This is a genomic window from Desulfofundulus thermosubterraneus DSM 16057 (genome assembly GCF_900142025.1).
Lineage (GTDB): Bacteria > Bacillota > Desulfotomaculia > Desulfotomaculales > Desulfovirgulaceae > Desulfofundulus > Desulfofundulus thermosubterraneus.
The window spans coordinates 35,290-51,675 of sequence record NZ_FQZM01000008.1 but is presented as its reverse complement, the minus strand read 5'-3'; the positions used below and the strand labels follow the sequence as shown (position 1 = coordinate 51,675).

Here is a 16,386-nt window from a genome sequence, read left to right as displayed (position 1 = left end):
TTACCTCCGCCCACAACAGTGCTTGTACTTTTTACCGCTCCCGCAGGGGCAGGGTTGGTTGCGCCCGATCCTGGCCACCCTGACTGGAACTGGAGTTACTTTATCCGGGGGATCGTCCCGGAGGTTTTGCCCGGCCGTTTCCATCACGGCAGGCTGCCCGGCCAGAAAAGCTTCCCCCCTGGCCAGCAGGGGAGCCGCTTTGTCACCCTGGCCCATGCTCTGGTAGAGTGTGCCCAGGGCGTACGCTGCCTCCGCGTTGTCCGGTTCAAGCCGAAGGGCGGTCTGGTACTGGGCCAGGGCTTCTTCAACCCGACCCAGCCGGCGCAGCACATTTCCGTACCGGACCCGCAGCGCAGCGTTGGCGGGAGAGCGCTGAACCAGCCGCTCGAAATAGGCGGGCATTTTTGAAAGCGGGATTTCCTTCCCGTCGAAGGTGGTGCTCCTGCCAAACGTAAGCCAGGAACTTTCCTTTTGACCCCGAGCGGCCAGAAGCATTATCTCCGCCGTCAACGCCAGCATGGCTGCATTTGTATACTCATAATCGTTGACGGCGCCACATCCCTTGCAAACAATGTCTTCCTGGATCAGCAGGGCATCGCGCAGGTTTGCTGATTCCTTCCTGTACTGGCTTATATCAACAAAGAGCTCTTCTACCTCATAATGGTAAACCCGGCCGCAGCGACGGCACTTGAGCTCAAGGGAGCGGCTTTCGTCATCCCTTTCGGGAAGAATTCCCCTCTTGAGGGCCGATTCCAAAGTGGCCAGGCTTTTTCTCTGCCTTTGCCGGTATTCGCGGTACTCCCGGCGCAGCCGGGGCAGTTCCGGAATGGGCTGTCCGTGCAACTCGGCCAAAAAAAGGAGGGTTTCGGTGAGCAAAAACTCCCCCGGGCGCCACTCCCGCCGGTAAAGTTCGAGAAAAGAGGCGCTGGCCAGGCTTTTTACAGCCAGACAGTAGGATTCCGTGGCCGCAAACAAAAGCTGCTCCTGCCTGGCCAGGATTGCCACTGCTTCCGGGTAGGGAAGCCGGCCGAGAATGCTCAGAAGGTGAAACTCGGCACCCGAGCGGGAGTTGTTCTGAAAAGCTCGATCAATCAGGGGAAGCACGGCCGGCCCCAGGGTAGCAAGGACGTCTACGCAATCCTCCATTAAATCCAGGGCGGCATCGTTCTCCAGCACGGCAAGCAAAGCCGGGGCCGCAGGCAGGCAAGCTTCCGGCTGCCTGCGGGCCAACTGGCGGAGCACCCGGACGGCCCGTAGCGCCCCCCAACCGGCCGGATCTTTGACCAGCACGTCGGTAAGCTCTTTTACCACCCGGCCACCCAGCTCAGCCACCTCTTCTATCACCGCCGGGCTAACTTCTGGCCGCGGGCCGGTTAATAATTCCATCAGCAGCCGTTCCCGTTCCTCCGGCGGGGTGTCCGCGGGGACTTCACCGTAATTTGGATCCGCCGCCAGGGCAAAAAGGCACGCCAGTAAAATGCCGGCAGTTTCTCCCGGTATCCGGCGCGAATTATTTTCCCGCGCCTCCTGATGCAGGCTTGCCAGCAGCAGCCAGCGCAAGCCAGCCAACCGCCGGTACGGGTTTTCCTCCCTGGTGAGCGCTGCGGCTGCCGTGAGCATATTTTCGTCCCGCCGCTGGCTTTTGATGACCTGCCGGGCCATTTCCAGCACCGCCCCGGAAAGATCGTCCAGCCGGGACGCCCTGGTAATCCGGCGCCAGAGCGGAGCCAGATCGGCGGAGCAAAACCAGTCCACCGGAAAGTCGGGACCAAAGTATTCCACCGCACAGTCGAGCAGTTCCTGCCGCCGTTTGCCCCGACCCGTCCAGATCCGGGCCAGGGCCTCCGCCAGTTCCCTTACCCCGGCAATGTCGGCCAGCCCCCGGTGATCATAGGGGTAAGCTGTCTTCAGACGGTCAAAATAATCGGCCGCTATTTGCCGGAGATCCGCCGATTGGCCCAGCCTGGCCAGGGAAGCAGCCACGCCTGACCAGAGAAGGGGGTCCGTCTTGACTTGAGCCAGCAGCCGTAAGAGAGCTTCCCTGGCTAAGGGGCCGCCCAGGGAGGCCAAAATTTCAGCAAGCATAAGCATTTCATTTTTATCTCGGGTGACCGCCAGCCGTTCGACCAGCAGGGGAACAGCCTGGACATAACCGGCCCGGCCCAAAGCTTTTAAGTATACCGGACTGGCCTTGGTTTTCCGGGCAAAGAAAGCATCTAAAAGAGAGGGGCACTCCCGGGCGGTGGCGTGCTCCGCCAGGTAGAGGGATGCTTCTCGAGAAACCTCCTCCTCCGGGTCGTCAAGAAGTTTTAGCGCTACCGGTAAACCCTGTTCAGGATAGTGGTATTCCAGTCCCTTAAGGGCCCATTCGCGCACCAAGGGGCTGGGATGACCGGCGTATTGCAGATAGTCGGCGTACTGCCAGAGCGGGGCAGACATCTTGAAAACTCCCTTTCCTGTTATCAGTGTGTACCCATCGCGATTTTTTCATTTCTTCCGACCAATCCAGGGGTTGCCATCTATTTTCGCTTTTTACTCCCAAAATTCCTCCAAAAAAACAATTTTCATCACCCGAATGATTTCAGCCAGGCGCAGGACACCGCTGTGGCAGGCTTTTCGCAATTAATCAATGGCGGTTCGTTCCTGGCCAGGATTTGAATGCCTTCATAATACCTGCGGCCGCAAGTGCTGGCGCTACAGAAAGCAGCCTGACGTATCTACGATGAGCAGTAGACGCTTATGGACCGGGCCTTCCCGGCAAATGCCGGGATGTAGCTCACGAGGAAAGCGTAAGACCTGCGCTTTTGCAGGTGGCTTTCCGATGACATGAGAAACCCCCGGGACGAAGCCCCCGGGCTTGTCCTGGGGGAGGTTCACTTAATCCAGGCTTTTTCCAAGCTCGGTTTAAAGAAGGGATCCAGCGTTAAATCCTGGACTTCCTTTCTTGTTGCGTACAGGCATACATCATGGTAGATGGGGCAGAGAGGCACATCACTTGCTACCAGCCGCTGCAGCCGATCATAAAGCTCCTTTTTCTTTGCCGGTTCTCGCTCGGCAGCAGCCAACTCCACCAGCCGGTCCGCCTCCGGGTTATTGTATCCCACTCCCCGCTGCACGTTCATCTGCCCGCTGGAGATGATCCAGCGGCCGAAGAAGAAGTCCGGGTCACCGGTCATCAACGTGTAGGGCGTTAAGGTGAGGTCCTATTCGCCTTTCTTTACCGCTTCATTCCAGGCGCCCATTTCCAGCAACTTCAGCTCAACCTCAAATCCAAAAGCTTTGAGTTCCCACTGCAGTATCTCCGCTATCGGCTTGTACGACCAGCGGTTGGCCAGGGCCGAATTGACGGCAAAAACCACTTTGTGTGGCGTGCCGGCCTTCACCTGGGTGACCAGCTCCGTGGCTCTGTCCTCATCAGTTGTCCAGAGCCCTCTAACCACCCACGTCGTGGCCAGAGGAGTAAAGAGAGTATCTGCCGGCTCGCCGTAGTCGCCAAGCACTTCTTTGACCATCTGCGCACGGTCTATGGCCAGGCTCACCGCCTGGCGCAGGGGAATTTTTGTGCGCCCCGCTCCAGGCCTCCGCCCAGAAACGGGGTTCCCTGAGTGCACCTGCCGTGAAATCAGCAATGCTCCCTTCCCGAGCCAGTTTTTTCACCCCCATATTTGACCCGCGCCGGGCAAATACCCGTGCGGGTGCTTGAAAATCTTTTCCCGCCTGAAACCGCCGCCAGCCCCTGGAGCGACATGGCACGAAGCGGGCGACCCGGTAACTTGCCGGAACCCGGACCGCCCACTTTCGCAAAATTTGCAAGAACCAAAAGCACCGTTATTGCAGCAGGTCCAACCTGGCCAGCGGGTTGGCCCCCGGCTGGGCATAATCGTCAGGGACTTCACCCGGTTTCAGCTCGAATTTCTTGATCACATTTATAAACAACTCCGGCTTGTCCAGGTAATCGAGGTACCAGAGATCGGATTTGAGGCGGGTTTCCCAGGGGAAACCTTTATTCATGTCAATACCGCTCAGGCTCTGGGCTTTTGCAAAGTCAAACGCCAGGACAACCCCGTCACCTTTTTTAGCTTTGCTATCGTAACGGAAATAGATCCCGGCCAGGTTTTTGGCTTCCGGCTTCAGGTTTTCCCTGGCGGAAGCGTTCACCGGTATTACGGCCATGCCGGATTTTCCGGGAGTAGTATTCAGGACTACCTGCAGGGCATCGTCTTTGCACCAGGGCGGAACGGCCAGGACGTAGTAGCTTTCATCGGGCGAACGCAGAGGAAACTCTTTCTTCAGGTAATTAGCCAGAAGGTAACCGCTGGTCACTCCCGGACAGAGGTGGTCGTGAAAGAGCGCTGCTTTTACCAGGCCGGGTTGCGCTCCTTTTGCCGCCAGATTGGCAATGGTGACAATGTTAAATTCCAAACCGGAAAACACTTTCATCTGGACTTTTTGGTTCCAATCGCCGGGATTGGCCAGGAGTTTTTCCGCCGACACATTTTCAGCCACTACTTTTTTAAAAAATTGTGCCGGGTTGCTATCAACTGCGTTCGGATCACTCCCGGAAGCCACAAAGCCTGCGGCTTTTGCGCCATCCACCTCCACAAACACGCCCTGGCCGCTTTTCTTTTCAAAAAAGAAAAACCAGAGGGGTTTGCTATCAGCAGTATGCACCTCCAGCAGGTTGCCCCGTCCAGGGCTGCAACCGGTAGCAGCAATAAGGCCGTCAAGGCAGGGGGCGGTTGAACTGCCGCCCACCGTCACGTAACCGGCATTGGTCAGCACCAGCAAGTCCCCTCTTCTCTCCAGGTATTTAAAGGCCTCCCCTGCAGCCTGCTCAGCCAGCAACCGCCAGAACCTGTATTCGCCAGCCGCCCCTTGCGGGAAAGCCGGACAGGTGACCTCTACCGCGTTCGTTTTCTCGTCCCACTTCACACCGCACCCCAGAGCTTCGGCAAGCCGGCTCACCGGCACCAGCACGCGTCCTTCCTGTAAAAAAGGTGAAACATCGAAAGTGACTTCCCGGCCGTTTACAAGGATTTTTACCGGCTCCATGGCCGAAAGCCCACCCGGGAAGAAGAAAACGGCCCCTCCGAGCACTGCCAGAAGCGTTACAAAACAAAGCGCCGCTGAAACTACCTTCCGCATTGAAAATCACCCTCCTCAAAATTTAAAGTTCATGTCTTGCTCCTGTCGCAGCTGCTCTCCCCAAATAATGGAGGCTTCCCTGCACCATTACGGGCCGGCAAGATCCAGCTTTTTAAATCCACCGTAATCCTTCGCCATCTGCTCGTATACAGGTTTGCCCAAAAGGAACCGGTAAATTTCATCGGCCTTTTGGGCCGGGTCGATATCCTTAAATTGTTCGGGGTAAATCACTTTTCCGGCGTAGTAGGCGTCGGCAATGGCGGTGCCGATGTTCGTGGCGTAGTAATTATAAGGAATCTGGCCGTAAACCCGTCCTGTTTTGACCGCCTTCAGCGACTGATAAAACTGCGGGTTTTTCTTGTAGTCTTCCCGCACCAGGCTCAAGCCGCTTTCATCGATAAAAATGATATCGGGGTCCCAGTTCAGGAGCTTTTCCTTGTCGATCATGACACTTCCCGTTTTACCCGTTTCATCAACCACATTCCGCGCATTGACGGCCACAAAGGGCGGATATTTGGCCTGGGTGCTTTCGATGCCGTGTACTCCCTTCATGCCCAGGGCGCCCACGTAGACCCCGGGTTTTTTGTCTTCAGGGATGTCCTTCGTCCTCTCATGCAAGTCCTGCTGGCATTTTTGCAGGTAATCAACTACTTCCCGGGCCCTTTCCTCATTGCCGGTAATTTTGCCAATCAGCTCAAGGGACTTATAAACGTCCTCGTCAAAGGTGGCCAGCCTGCCGTAGCTCAGCACCACCACCGGAATATTCGTTCTGGCCTGCAGTTCATCTGCCCGAGACCTGTCCACCAGGTAGGCAACAAAAATTACGTCCGGCTTGACGCTGACCAGCTTTTCCGCATCCGGGGTGGAATCGGGCCCTCCCTGGCCAATGGTGGGCAAATCCTTTAATTCGGGATGGGCCAGAATATACGGCCTGCCGGTGGGTGGCCACTGTTTTTCGACGTTTTCCACGCCCACCACCTTATCCGCGCCGTTGACATAGCAAACCAGCCGCAACGCGCCGGGACCGATGGCCACCACCTTATTTGCCGGAACGGGAACTTCCACCTGCCGGCCGGCCAGGTCGGTGACAACGGCTTTCTGCGGCGCAACCGTATCCTGCCCGGCCGTTTTGGCGCCGCACCCACCCAGGACAACCAGGGTAACCAGCAGGACAATGAGCAAGAACCCCGCCTTCAGCACTTTTGTCCGCATTTCTTTCTCCTCCCCTTATTTCATGCAAGTTAAATGATTTCAAGGATTCGGCAGTCACCATTTTGTAACCAAGCCGGGACAATGTTAAGACGTCCTGTTCCGGAAAATGCAAAAAGGCCCCCGCCCAGCCTTCAGGCCGGCAAAGGGCCTTCGCGACCCAAATCTTTTCGCCTTCTTTCCGGCTTACCTGCTTAAGATATCCGTGCAGGATATTACGGCTTGGGATAACGTAATTTATATTTTTGACACACGAAAAGTAAATCCTGCAACATAAAAAATTTTTTAGCACCGTATGTTTAAATAAAGTCCTCAAAAACTATCCGCCATTTTGACCGCTCAAGAACATTTCTGCATAACTTGCGTAGCGGCCGGCAAAAACAGGCCGCGTAAACCACATCCCTTTTTCACCGAGCATAACGGTTAGCGGCGTGGCTCGTTCGAAGTCCATTTCCCCTGCTTCGTTGAAGAAATCGTCGTTTGCTTCCAGGTGTACCACTTTTCCAATGACTAGGGAATAATGCTTGCGGCTGATTTCTTCTACCAAGGTGCATTCCGCCCAGGCCAGGCAGCCTTCAACTCCGGGCACCTTCACTTTGCGGGACGGGCGAGGTTCCAAACCGGCCTGTTCAAACTCGTCCACTTCTGGCGGAAAATTTTTGGAACAAATCATGACCGCTTCGACCATCCTGACGGGTGGCACGTTGACCACAAACTCTCCTGTTTTTCGGATGTTGTCCAACGTATCCCGTTTAATCCATGAAGCGAGAAGAATATCATCCAGAGGTCTCAAAATTGGGGTGATATTGGACCAGGGGGCGATGTTGCGCACCCCGTCTTCGCTCAATGTGGAAATCAACACCACCGGCAGGGGCAAGATATGTTCCCTCTGGCGTGGAGCTAAAATCATCGTTCTGGCCTCCCCTCATCCATCTTTCCTGCTCCAGTCGTATGGAATGCCGCCGCCGTGAGGATCCACCCGGAATTCATCAGGTTCATCATAGTTGTATAGCTCCGTAGGGAGACCTATGGTAATGGCCGGTTCGGTCCCAATTGCTTTCAAACCGTGATACACTCCTGGAGGAATGAGTATGAAAAGGGGGTTCCGTTCTCCCACAAAAAACTCGTTGATCTCTCCCTTTGTCGGTGAATCATCTCTGCCATCATAAAGGACAATTTTGGCCATCCCGGAAATAACCGCCAGCCGGTCCACCTGGACGGAATGGATGTGCCAGCCTTTAACCACGCCTGGATAACAAACCGACACAATAATCTGGCCAAATTTTTCTCCTAAAAATAACTTGTCGTCGTTTCTTAAAATTTCCAGCAACAAACCTCTCTCATCAGGAAATACCCTTAAACGCCTGTACTCCACACCCTGAATAAGCCTGTCAGCCCACATCCCCTCTTTTTTCATGACTTTTGTTCTCTTTTTTTCCATAATCAATCCCTCCCAAGAACTAGAAAGTTGACAAAACCAAAAAGTTTACTGGATTTCAATGATGTGAAGGCAGCAATCATCCCCCCAAGTGCGGGATTTTACAACGCTAATTTTAATATTGGGATTAACCGATGATGCAATTCCTTCGATCCAGGGCCAAGTGAAATGCCGGCATATCTTGTCCAACGGGGCACCCGTCATTTTGATAGCTTCTAACACCGGACAAAAGGCATCATTTTTACAGATCACCCTTCCATCGTCCGTTGCCGTAGCGATATTTTCCACCCTCCCAGGAGCCTCGGGCATCAAGATATGATTCAAAACGGCTGCAATTTCGTTTGCACTGTTCCTACCCATGCTCAAACTTTTCGATACCTCGCTGCCCAGAATTTTTCCCGCAGCGTTGTAAAAGTCAGCGGCTACCGTTAAAGCTTCTTCTCCAAACCGCTCGTAATAACGCAGGAGCAAACCGACTCGCTCAAGATACGGGCGTATCACCCTCATTTCTTCTTCGCTGTGCATGGTTTTACAACCCCCATTACAGTTTTTGAAAGCTAATTTGTGTTAATTTTCCAACCCCCATGAATCCGTCATGGATTCAGGACCTTATTTAATACAACTCTTAACTCTTGCCGCCCACGTAATCCATCTGAGTCTTCACAAGTGGCTCGAGGCCCGGCATTATACCCAAACTTAGATTGGTCTCACCAGCATTCCCCCCTTTCTGCTTATCGCCATGCATTTAAAGCCAACAGTGCATTCTTGACGCTGTCACCCCGACCATACATGATTACTGCATTTTCAGCCAACCTCCCGATTTTTAAGGTGCGTATTTCCCGTGCCATACGGCCTGAGTCAAACATGTTCCCAAAGCAAAACGCCACAAAGGCCCTTCCTTAGGGAAGAATCAACACCTTCGTGGCGTTCCTATTACTTTCACGTTACCATATTATTACCTAAATTGTCAAGTTCTAATTTCGATGGTTATGTAAACCATCTGTGATATTATCAGGGTAAAATCCGTCAGTGAAAATGTCAGTATTTTAATTCACATTGAGCCTGTGTTATAATTTTACTTTAGAAGAAATAACCAGGTCCTCAAATATTTTTATGCTGGGGGACAACCTGATGGACGAAGCGGTTTTTCAACAATACGCAAAAGCCTGGCGCAAAAGGCAAAGAGACGAGGAAAGGAAGCGGATAAAGAGGCTGCGACAGGCCAGGGAAACAGCCGGAAAATTGGCCGAAATGCTTGTTCAGGATTACGGAGCCAAAGAAGTCTGGCTTTTTGGTTCGCTGATCCGGTCAGGCAGTTTCCACAGGAACTCCGACATCGATCTTGCCGCCGCCGGTCTGCCAGCGCAGGAATTCTTCCGGATTATCGCGCGGCTCAATGCCGCCACCGAATTTGCCGTTGATTTAGTTGATCTGGATGCCTGCCCTCCCTGGCTGGCGGCAGCCATCAGAAAGGAAGGAAAGCTGCTTGGGGGGAAACAATTAGAACCACTATTTTGCGAAAAAGAAACGGGTGGATTTCATGCGGGCCAGAACTAAAGAAGACCTTCTCTCCCTGGTGGGTCAGCTGGACCACATTATGAAAGCCCTGCGGCTAACTGTCGAAGAAGCAGAAGCAAAAGAGCGGGAATTCAGTACGGTCATTCCCACCCCCTTCGAACTGCGCGGGCTCGGCAGCCTGCTCCATGATTTTTATACGGCTGTCGAGGACGTTTTCGAGGCTATTGCCGGAGATGTTAACGGCAGTCTTCCGCAGGGAACGACCTGGCACAAAGAATTGCTGGTGAAAATGTCCATCCCCATTCCCGGGCTCCGTCCAGCGGTTATTTCCGAAGAATTGCGCTGGAAACTGGACGAGTATCTCCGTTTCCGCCACGTCTTTAGAAACGTTTACGGCTACCTGCTCGACTGGAAACGCATACAGCCTCTCCTGGAGAACCTGGACTCCGTATACCAGCAGTTCACCCGGGAAGTTGCCGCCTTCCGGTCCTTCCTGATGCGCCTTGCCGGCGAACTGGATTAAAGCGGGCCACAAGCCATTCTGCTGCCGGGGGAGTAAGGTTTTCCGGCTTTAAAATCATAGCCGTAACCCTGCGGCAGAATGTGCAGGGTTGCCCCGGTGAGGGCCAGCATGGGCTGGGGGTGCACATCATAAGCGCTGGTATGCGTGATGGTCCGCCCGTCCACCACCGTCACCGTGCCGGACCCCAGCACGGTTAAACGACCGTCCGGCGAAACTACGATGGCCGTATCTTCATCAATTCCGATACCCAGAACATGGGGATTATGGGCCACGGCGGCAAGGAGCCGGCCGATCCGCCCCCGCTGGGCAAAATGCTGGTCAATCACCACGCCGCTGATAAGTCCCAGGCCGGGGGCCATTTTCACCGCATTCTTTCCGGGAGAACGTCCGCCCCTGCCGCCCGTGATCATGATCTCGCCCATGGCCGCCGCACCGGCACTGGTGCCGCCGATCACTACTCCCCCAAGGGTGGCGGCCTCCAAAGCATGTTCAAAGATGGTCTTCCCCAGGATCCTGGCAATCCGCAACTGGTCGCCCCCGGTAAAAAAAATGCCCGTGGCCCGTTGCAAAATGGCGGCATGGCGCAGGTCCCCGGCCTTTTTCCGGCTGTCCAGGTGGACCGGCGAAACTTCTCTTGCCCCCAGCCGCAGGAATACCCGGCGGTAGGCCTCACCCACTTCCCCGGGCAGGCGGGTGGCCGTGGTAATTACCACAATGCTTGCCCGTTCTCCCCCGGCCAGGCGGACGAACTCGCGCAGGATGAGGCACTCTCCGTCCTTATCCTCCGCCCCCCCGATGAGCAGGAAAGGCCCCCCGGTACCTTTTGGCAAGAATTCATTTACTGCCATTTAATACACCTCGCTCGTAAACCCATTTACAATTGTTTTACGCCGCACGAAAAAAATAATCATCGGCAACAAAAAAGCCGGGCAATTTATACCCGGAAGCAATCCAGTGTCAGAAGCTAAAGGATTATTTAACTGCTCTTATCGTACAGGGTGGCCACAGGATCGCGTCAACTTTTTAAAAAATACTTTCCACCTCTACCGCAAATCCGGCGATTACATGGGATTGAACCGTCCCCTGTTGCTCCACTTCCTGGTCCAGGGCATATTTTCCACCCTTCAGGCAAAAAACCTGGATTGATTTGCTATGGGGATCAACGATCCAGTATTCCCTGACGCCGCTCTTTTCGTAAACCTTGTACTTGATCCGCAGGTCGTAATAACCGGTACTAGGGGAAAGGATCTCCACCACCAGGTCCGGGGCGCCATTAATCCGCTTCTCTTCGATAATGGACAGCCTTTCGTTGGAAATATAAATTATGTCCGGCTGGTAGGTTTCTGTTTCCTCCAGGTAGACGTCGACGGGAGCGTGTAAAACAATACCCAGCCCTTTTTCCAGGACATAACCCGCCATTTTTAGTTCCAGTTTCATGGACACCATCTGGTGATAGGGTGTGGACGAGGGCGTCATGACCAGTTCCCCCCCAATCAGTTGATAGGGTGACCCTTCCGGAAGGCGGCAGTAGTCTTCGTAGGTATACCTTTGCCGGCCGGCCGCCGGCTCTTTCAGGACGGCTTTCATTTCCACACCTCCATTTCCCTGGCTGGTTCTGGCACTGCCTTTATCTGCACCTTTTTCATAATTATACCTTATTATACCTTAACGCTGCCCTCCGCGCAAATCTTCCGAGCCTGACACGCAGCCCACCAATTTCCTGACTACCGTCGTTCTGGTAACGGGCCAGTTACTTAAACCGTGCCAATGCCCACCTTCCCCTTAAGAAAAATTATTATTGCCGAAAATGCGGCTAACAGGTCCAACGGATGCTTTAAAATATGAACCGTATAATTACCGGGATGGCGAGCGTTCCGGTAGACAACCCCTGGTTTGTGGTATAATAATGTCACAAAAACCCGGCTGATCAAAAAGTTATTCCGGCCTTCCAGTTAATTTTAGCCAAGAGGTGCATTTCTTTGAGCCAGGACAGGGGCAACATACCTCAAACAAGCATTAACCGGTTATTCCCGGCCAGCAAACAGGCAGGGAGCATCAGCACCCATCCGGGACAGGGCAGCGATAATACACCGGAAGAACCGGCGGAACCGGCCAGTCCGGCACGAAACCGGCAACCGGCAGAAGTTAACCACCGGCTCCCGCCAGTAAAGGTCTTTTTTTTCCCGGATGAAGACGCCCAGGTGCTGGAACTTGCCGAAAAGAATGCCGCTTCCCCCATCCCGGATTTTTACCTGCACCGGCAGGCCCTGGGGTTCCACCTTTCGCCGGGCTTTGAAACCCTGCTCTCCACCGGCGTGGTCCGTGATATCCAGTTGCTGGATTACCAGCTGGATACCGTGCGCCATGTGCTGAAAAACCTGCGCGGCCGCGCCCTTTTATGCGATGAGGTTGGCCTGGGCAAAACCATTGAGGCTGGCATGATCATGATGGAATACTTGCTGCGGGGACTGGTCAGGCGTGTGCTGGTGTTAGCACCTCCATCCCTGGTGGAACAGTGGCGGGTGGAAATGCAAACCAAGTTCAATTTGAATTTTATCACCTGCGACGACCCTCATTTCAAATCCACACCCAATCCCTGGAAAACCTTACCGTTCATTATCGCCTCCCTGGATACGGCCAAGAGAAAACCCCACAGGAATATGGTGGTGGAGCCGGCTTACGACATGATCATCGTGGACGAAGCACATCACTTAAAAAACCAGAAAACCCGGGCCTACCAGCTGGTCAGCCAGTTAAAAAAGAAATACATGCTGCTGCTGACGGCCACCCCCGTGGAAAACAACCTGGAGGAACTGTTCAACCTGATTACCCTTTTGCAACCCGGCCAGCTGGAAACAGTCTCCTCCTTCAAGCGCAAGTACATTACGCGGGGTGATCCCCTGAAGCCCAAAAACACCGGGGAATTGAAAAGGCTCATGCGCGAGGTGATGGTCCGGAACAGGCGCAGTGAAACCGGGGCCATCAAAACCGGCCGCCGGGCGGAAGTGGTGGAGGTAACCCTTTCCCCGGAAGAGGCGGCTTTTTACCGGCGCCTCACCACCTTTGTGCGCGGCCACTACCGGGCCGGTGAAAGTAAGATGTCCGGCGGGGTTAACCAGTTCGTGCTGAAAACGTTGCAGCGGGAGGTAGGCAGCAGTATCGAAGCGGTGCTGCCCACCCTGGAAAAGATGGCTGCCGAAGCCAGCAACCCTGCACCCCTGCGGCGCCTGGCGGACGCCCTGGCGGGACAGGCCCGGCTGGTACCCCGCCGGGCCAAGGCCGAAGTATTGTTACAACTACTGGAAAGGATGCCGGATAAGGTGGTGGTTTTCACCTGTTTCCGGAACACGCTGCACTTGCTGAACAATCTTTTGCAAAGGGAGGGTTTCAAGACGGCCATACTACACGGGGGTATGCGGCGGGCGGAAAAGGAGGAACAGGTGCGCGCCTTTGCCGGTGACGCCCGTATCCTGGTCTCCACGGAAATCGGCAGTGAAGGCCGCAACCTGCAGTTCTGCAATGTAATCGTCAACTACGACATGCCCTGGAACCCCATGCGCATCGAACAACGGGTGGGCCGCCTGCACCGCCTGGGCCAGACCAGGGACGTATACATCTATAACCTGTCGGCAGCCGGTACGGTGGAAGCACATATACTGGAATTGCTGGACGCCAAAATCAACATGTTCCAGCTGGTGGTGGGGGAACTGGACATGATCCTGGGGAACCTCAAGGAGAAAAGGGATTTCGAAGATATCATCATGGACATCTGGTCCACCGCCACCGACGAAGAAAAGCTACGCCGCCAGCTGGACGATCTGGGCCAGCAGCTGGTCCTGGCCAAGGAACGTTATCTGGCCGTCAAGGAGCTTGACGACCGGCTGCTGGGAGCGCTGCTACCGGAAAAAGATTGAGCACCCCCGTGCTCCCCGGCAGGCGGCGGTAACAGCCAGAGGACTAACCATTGAGAACACCAACCGTCGCTTTTATCGTCCCGCGGAAGCACCCCTTTCATCCCGCGGTACAGGCAACGGGTTAACAGATCCGGACCCTAAGAAAAGGAGGTCCTGTTCCTGTGGCTTCCAGTGAACTAATACCGGTACGTTCATTTGTCACCGCCTGCCTGGAGCGCAGCGGAGCCATCGTGGAAGAGGCCGGTTTCGAGCTGGTGGAAGTTCTCTTACCCGAAGAATTAAGCAGCCGCTTTGCCACAGACCATCTTCAACTGGCCTTTGACAGCGAGGTAGCTCGGGAAAACCCGCAAGCCATCTTCGTTACCTTTGGCAGCCCCTTTCTGGAGGAACTGGCCAGGTTGGGGGCGGGTTACGGCCGTTACACCGTGCTTTACTGCCCTGACCCGGGTACCGGGGAAAAACGACACCTGGAACACGAGATCCGGCACCACCTGCACTTCCTCCGCTGCCGCCCGCCGCAGGTAATTCACCAGTGGCTGGAGGAGCATGTCTTCCGGGGTTTTTATTTCCGGGCCGTCTTCCGTTCCTTCGAAAAAAGAGAAGAGCTGCTCAAAGTGGTGGTGGACGGTTACACGGGGCAAATCGCGTTCGACTTTGAGGGGTGGTGGAGCAAGGTGGTGGCCGCCGGCGAGCCACCATACCAGCTTCCCTTCGCCCGGCATCTCCCCCCGGAAAAACTCTACCAGAATGCCTGCCGGGAAGCGGAAAAACAGGCCAGGGAACTTGCCGCTTCCCTGCAGCGCCAGGCCGCCTGGCGCATGGAACGGGAGCTGGCCAGGATGGCGGACTACTATACCCAGCTATCCCAGGAAACTACGAAAAAGATGGCGGCCGCCGGGGACGAAACAAAAAAGGAACGCCTGGCCAAACAGCTGGCCGCCATTGAAGCGGACCGGCAGCGGCGGGAAAAGGATATCCTGGATCGTTATGCCGTGGAAGTAGACCTTCACCTGGATCACCTGGTAGACTATCGCGTGCCGCGACTGCACGCCAGGCTGGAACTGCAGCATAAAGACCGGTGTCTGACCACCACCGTGCTTTACAACCTGCAGGCCCACCGCCTGGAACCACCGCTCTGCCCCCTGTGCGGCCAGCCGGCCACCCGCCTGGTTCCGGACAGGGAGGGCCGGCTCATCTGCACCAGCCACGAGCGCTAAAAACCGGACCGTCCAGAATTACTCTCCCCGGCGGGACGGGCTGCAATTGACCACTGCGAACAAAGCCATGAAGACCACCCCGGGCTGTTACAACGGCACTACGGGTATGACTTTCCGGGATGTTTTCCATCGCGGCCTGCCGCATATTTTTTATCACCCACGAAAACAGGGATTTACCATCCTTTACCATCGGGCCGGAATTGTCCGGCTCGCTCCGGTCATGGGAACTCCCCGGGTATTACGGACCGGCAAGATCCAGCTTTTTAAATCCACCGTAATCTTTCGCCATCTGTTCATAAACAGGTTTGCCCAAAAGAAACTGGTAAATCTCATCGGCCTTTTGGGCCGGGTCGATATCTTTAAATTGTTCGGGGTAAATCACTTTTCCGGCGTAGTAGGCGTCGGCAATGGCGGTGCCGATGTTCGTGGTGTAATAATTATAAGGAATCTGGCCGTAAACCCGGCCTGTTTTGACCGCCTTCAGGGACTGGTAAAACTGCGGGTTCTTCTTGTAGTCTTCCCGCACGAGGTTTAAGCCGCCTTCATCGATAAAGATAATATCGGGGTCCCATTCCAGGAGCTTTTCCTTGTCGATCATGACACTTCCCGTTTTACCCGTTTCGTCAACCACATTCCGGGCATTAACAGCTACAAAGGGCGGATATTTGGCCTGGGTGCTCTCGATGCCGTGCACTCCCTTCATGCCCAGGGCGCCCACGTAGACCCCGGGGTTTTTGTCTTCAGGAATGTCCTTCGTCCTCTTATGCAAGTCCTGCTGGCATTTTTGCAGGTAATCAACTACTTCCCGGGCCCTCTCCTCACGGCCGGTAATTTTGCCAATCAGCACAAGGGACTTATAAACGTCCTCGTCAAAGGTGGCCAGCTTCCCGTAGCTTAAAACCACCACCGGAATCCCGGTCTTAGCCTGGAGATCATCGGCCTTGGCCTTATCCACCAGGTAAGCGACAAAAATTACGTCCGGCTTGACGCTGACAAGCTTTTCCGCGTCCGGGGTGGAATCGGGTCCTCCCTGGCCAATGGTGGGCAAATCCTTTAATTCGGGATGGGCCAGAATATACGGCCTGCCGGTGGGCTGTCTTTTTTCCAGGTTTTCCACACCCACCACCTTATCCGCGCCGTTGACATAGCAAACCAGCCGCAACGCGCCGGGGCCGATGGCCACCACTTTATTTGCCGGAACGGGAACCTCCACCTGCCGGCCGGCCAGGTCGGTGACAACGGCTTTCTGCGGCGCAGCCTTATCCTGCCCGGCTGTTTTGGCACCGCACCCACCCAGGACAACAAGGGTAACCAGCAGGGCAATGAACAGGAACCCTGCCTTCAATGCTTTCGTGCGCATCCTTTCTCCTCCCTTGTTTCAGCCAAGTTAAATAATTTCTAGGGACGACAATCACCACTTGT

Annotated in this window: 15 protein-coding genes; 4 read left to right on the top strand and 11 right to left on the bottom strand. The window is 54.9% G+C overall.

Annotated elements, in window-relative coordinates:
• From BUA65_RS18765 to BUA65_RS03660, 8 genes are all read right to left on the bottom strand, one after another.
• Entirely contained in the window at nt 1-2,439 is a 2,439-nt protein-coding gene (locus tag BUA65_RS18765; RefSeq protein ID WP_072867422.1) for a tetratricopeptide repeat protein, read from the bottom strand.
• 434 nt (nt 2,440-2,873) lie between these two features.
• Entirely contained in the window at nt 2,874-3,176 is a 303-nt protein-coding gene (locus BUA65_RS18760; protein ID WP_242656224.1) for a periplasmic substrate-binding domain-containing protein, read from the bottom strand.
• A 27-nt stretch (nt 3,177-3,203) separates the two neighbouring features.
• Nucleotides 3,204-3,629: an ABC transporter substrate-binding protein gene (locus BUA65_RS18755; protein WP_242656223.1), complete on the bottom strand. Its 426-nt coding sequence runs from the start codon at nt 3,627-3,629 to the stop codon at nt 3,204-3,206.
• 199 nt (nt 3,630-3,828) lie between these two features.
• Complete coding sequence (locus BUA65_RS03680) at nt 3,829-5,145, bottom strand: FmdE family protein (RefSeq protein ID WP_072867421.1); 1,317 nt, start codon at nt 5,143-5,145, stop codon at nt 3,829-3,831.
• A gap of 87 nt (nt 5,146-5,232) precedes the next feature.
• A complete protein-coding gene (locus BUA65_RS03675; protein WP_072867420.1) occupies nt 5,233-6,357 on the bottom strand; it encodes an iron ABC transporter substrate-binding protein in 1,125 nt (374 codons plus the stop codon).
• Between the two features lie 316 nt (nt 6,358-6,673).
• The gene (locus BUA65_RS03670; RefSeq protein ID WP_072867419.1) at nt 6,674-7,264 is read right to left on the bottom strand and encodes a flavin reductase family protein; all 591 of its coding nucleotides are present in this window, start codon (nt 7,262-7,264) and stop codon (nt 6,674-6,676) included.
• A 15-nt stretch (nt 7,265-7,279) separates the two neighbouring features.
• Nucleotides 7,280-7,795, bottom strand: coding sequence for a polysaccharide biosynthesis C-terminal domain-containing protein (locus BUA65_RS03665; RefSeq protein ID WP_072867418.1), 516 nt, complete (start codon nt 7,793-7,795; stop codon nt 7,280-7,282).
• Between the two features lie 45 nt (nt 7,796-7,840).
• On the bottom strand, nt 7,841-8,317 hold the full coding sequence (locus BUA65_RS03660) for a hypothetical protein (RefSeq protein WP_072867417.1): 477 nt from the start codon (nt 8,315-8,317) through the stop codon (nt 7,841-7,843).
• Nucleotides 8,318-8,923: 606 nt separating this feature from the next.
• On the opposite strand from BUA65_RS03660, the gene BUA65_RS03655 reads away from it, so the two are divergent.
• Nucleotides 8,924-9,349 (top strand): nucleotidyltransferase family protein, encoded by a 426-nt coding sequence (locus BUA65_RS03655; protein ID WP_072867416.1) that lies wholly within the window; start codon nt 8,924-8,926, stop codon nt 9,347-9,349.
• A complete protein-coding gene (locus BUA65_RS03650; RefSeq protein WP_072867415.1) occupies nt 9,333-9,833 on the top strand; it encodes a ribonuclease toxin HepT-like protein in 501 nt (166 codons plus the stop codon). The genes BUA65_RS03655 and BUA65_RS03650 overlap by 17 nt, the downstream gene beginning before the upstream one ends.
• On the opposite strand, the gene BUA65_RS03645 is transcribed toward BUA65_RS03650, so the two are convergent.
• Nucleotides 9,830-10,681, bottom strand: coding sequence for a cyanophycinase (locus tag BUA65_RS03645; RefSeq protein ID WP_072867414.1), 852 nt, complete (start codon nt 10,679-10,681; stop codon nt 9,830-9,832). The two genes, BUA65_RS03650 and BUA65_RS03645, sit on opposite strands and share 4 nt — an antisense overlap.
• A 175-nt stretch (nt 10,682-10,856) precedes the next feature.
• On the bottom strand, nt 10,857-11,420 hold the full coding sequence (locus BUA65_RS03640; protein WP_072867413.1) for a Uma2 family endonuclease: 564 nt from the start codon (nt 11,418-11,420) through the stop codon (nt 10,857-10,859).
• 392 nt (nt 11,421-11,812) lie between these two features.
• On the opposite strand from BUA65_RS03640, the gene BUA65_RS03635 reads away from it, so the two are divergent.
• A complete protein-coding gene (locus tag BUA65_RS03635) occupies nt 11,813-13,747 on the top strand; it encodes a DEAD/DEAH box helicase (RefSeq protein WP_242656222.1) in 1,935 nt (644 codons plus the stop codon).
• A gap of 161 nt (nt 13,748-13,908) precedes the next feature.
• A complete protein-coding gene (locus BUA65_RS03630; RefSeq protein WP_072867412.1) occupies nt 13,909-14,964 on the top strand; it encodes an ATP synthase subunit B family protein in 1,056 nt (351 codons plus the stop codon).
• A 238-nt stretch (nt 14,965-15,202) separates the two neighbouring features.
• On the opposite strand, the gene BUA65_RS03625 is transcribed toward BUA65_RS03630, so the two are convergent.
• The gene (locus BUA65_RS03625) at nt 15,203-16,324 is read right to left on the bottom strand and encodes an iron ABC transporter substrate-binding protein (protein WP_072867411.1); all 1,122 of its coding nucleotides are present in this window, start codon (nt 16,322-16,324) and stop codon (nt 15,203-15,205) included.
• Between the last annotated feature and the right edge of the window lie 62 nt (nt 16,325-16,386).

Coding starts and splice junctions, on each gene's coding strand:
- BUA65_RS18765 (WP_072867422.1), bottom strand. CDS start 2,439: ATGTCTGCCCCGCTCTGGCAGTACGCCGACTATCTGCAATACGCCGGT.
- BUA65_RS18760 (WP_242656224.1), bottom strand. CDS start 3,176: ATGACCGGTGACCCGGACTTCTTCTTCGGCCGCTGGATCATCTCCAGC.
- BUA65_RS03680 (WP_072867421.1), bottom strand. CDS start 5,145: ATGCGGAAGGTAGTTTCAGCGGCGCTTTGTTTTGTAACGCTTCTGGCA.
- BUA65_RS03675 (WP_072867420.1), bottom strand. CDS start 6,357: ATGCGGACAAAAGTGCTGAAGGCGGGGTTCTTGCTCATTGTCCTGCTG.
- BUA65_RS03670 (WP_072867419.1), bottom strand. CDS start 7,264: ATGATTTTAGCTCCACGCCAGAGGGAACATATCTTGCCCCTGCCGGTG.
- BUA65_RS03665 (WP_072867418.1), bottom strand. CDS start 7,795: ATGGAAAAAAAGAGAACAAAAGTCATGAAAAAAGAGGGGATGTGGGCT.
- BUA65_RS03660 (WP_072867417.1), bottom strand. CDS start 8,317: ATGCACAGCGAAGAAGAAATGAGGGTGATACGCCCGTATCTTGAGCGA.
- BUA65_RS03655 (WP_072867416.1), top strand. CDS start 8,924: ATGGACGAAGCGGTTTTTCAACAATACGCAAAAGCCTGGCGCAAAAGG.
- BUA65_RS03650 (WP_072867415.1), top strand. CDS start 9,333: ATGCGGGCCAGAACTAAAGAAGACCTTCTCTCCCTGGTGGGTCAGCTG.
- BUA65_RS03645 (WP_072867414.1), bottom strand. CDS start 10,681: ATGGCAGTAAATGAATTCTTGCCAAAAGGTACCGGGGGGCCTTTCCTG.
- BUA65_RS03640 (WP_072867413.1), bottom strand. CDS start 11,420: ATGAAAGCCGTCCTGAAAGAGCCGGCGGCCGGCCGGCAAAGGTATACC.
- BUA65_RS03625 (WP_072867411.1), bottom strand. CDS start 16,324: ATGCGCACGAAAGCATTGAAGGCAGGGTTCCTGTTCATTGCCCTGCTG.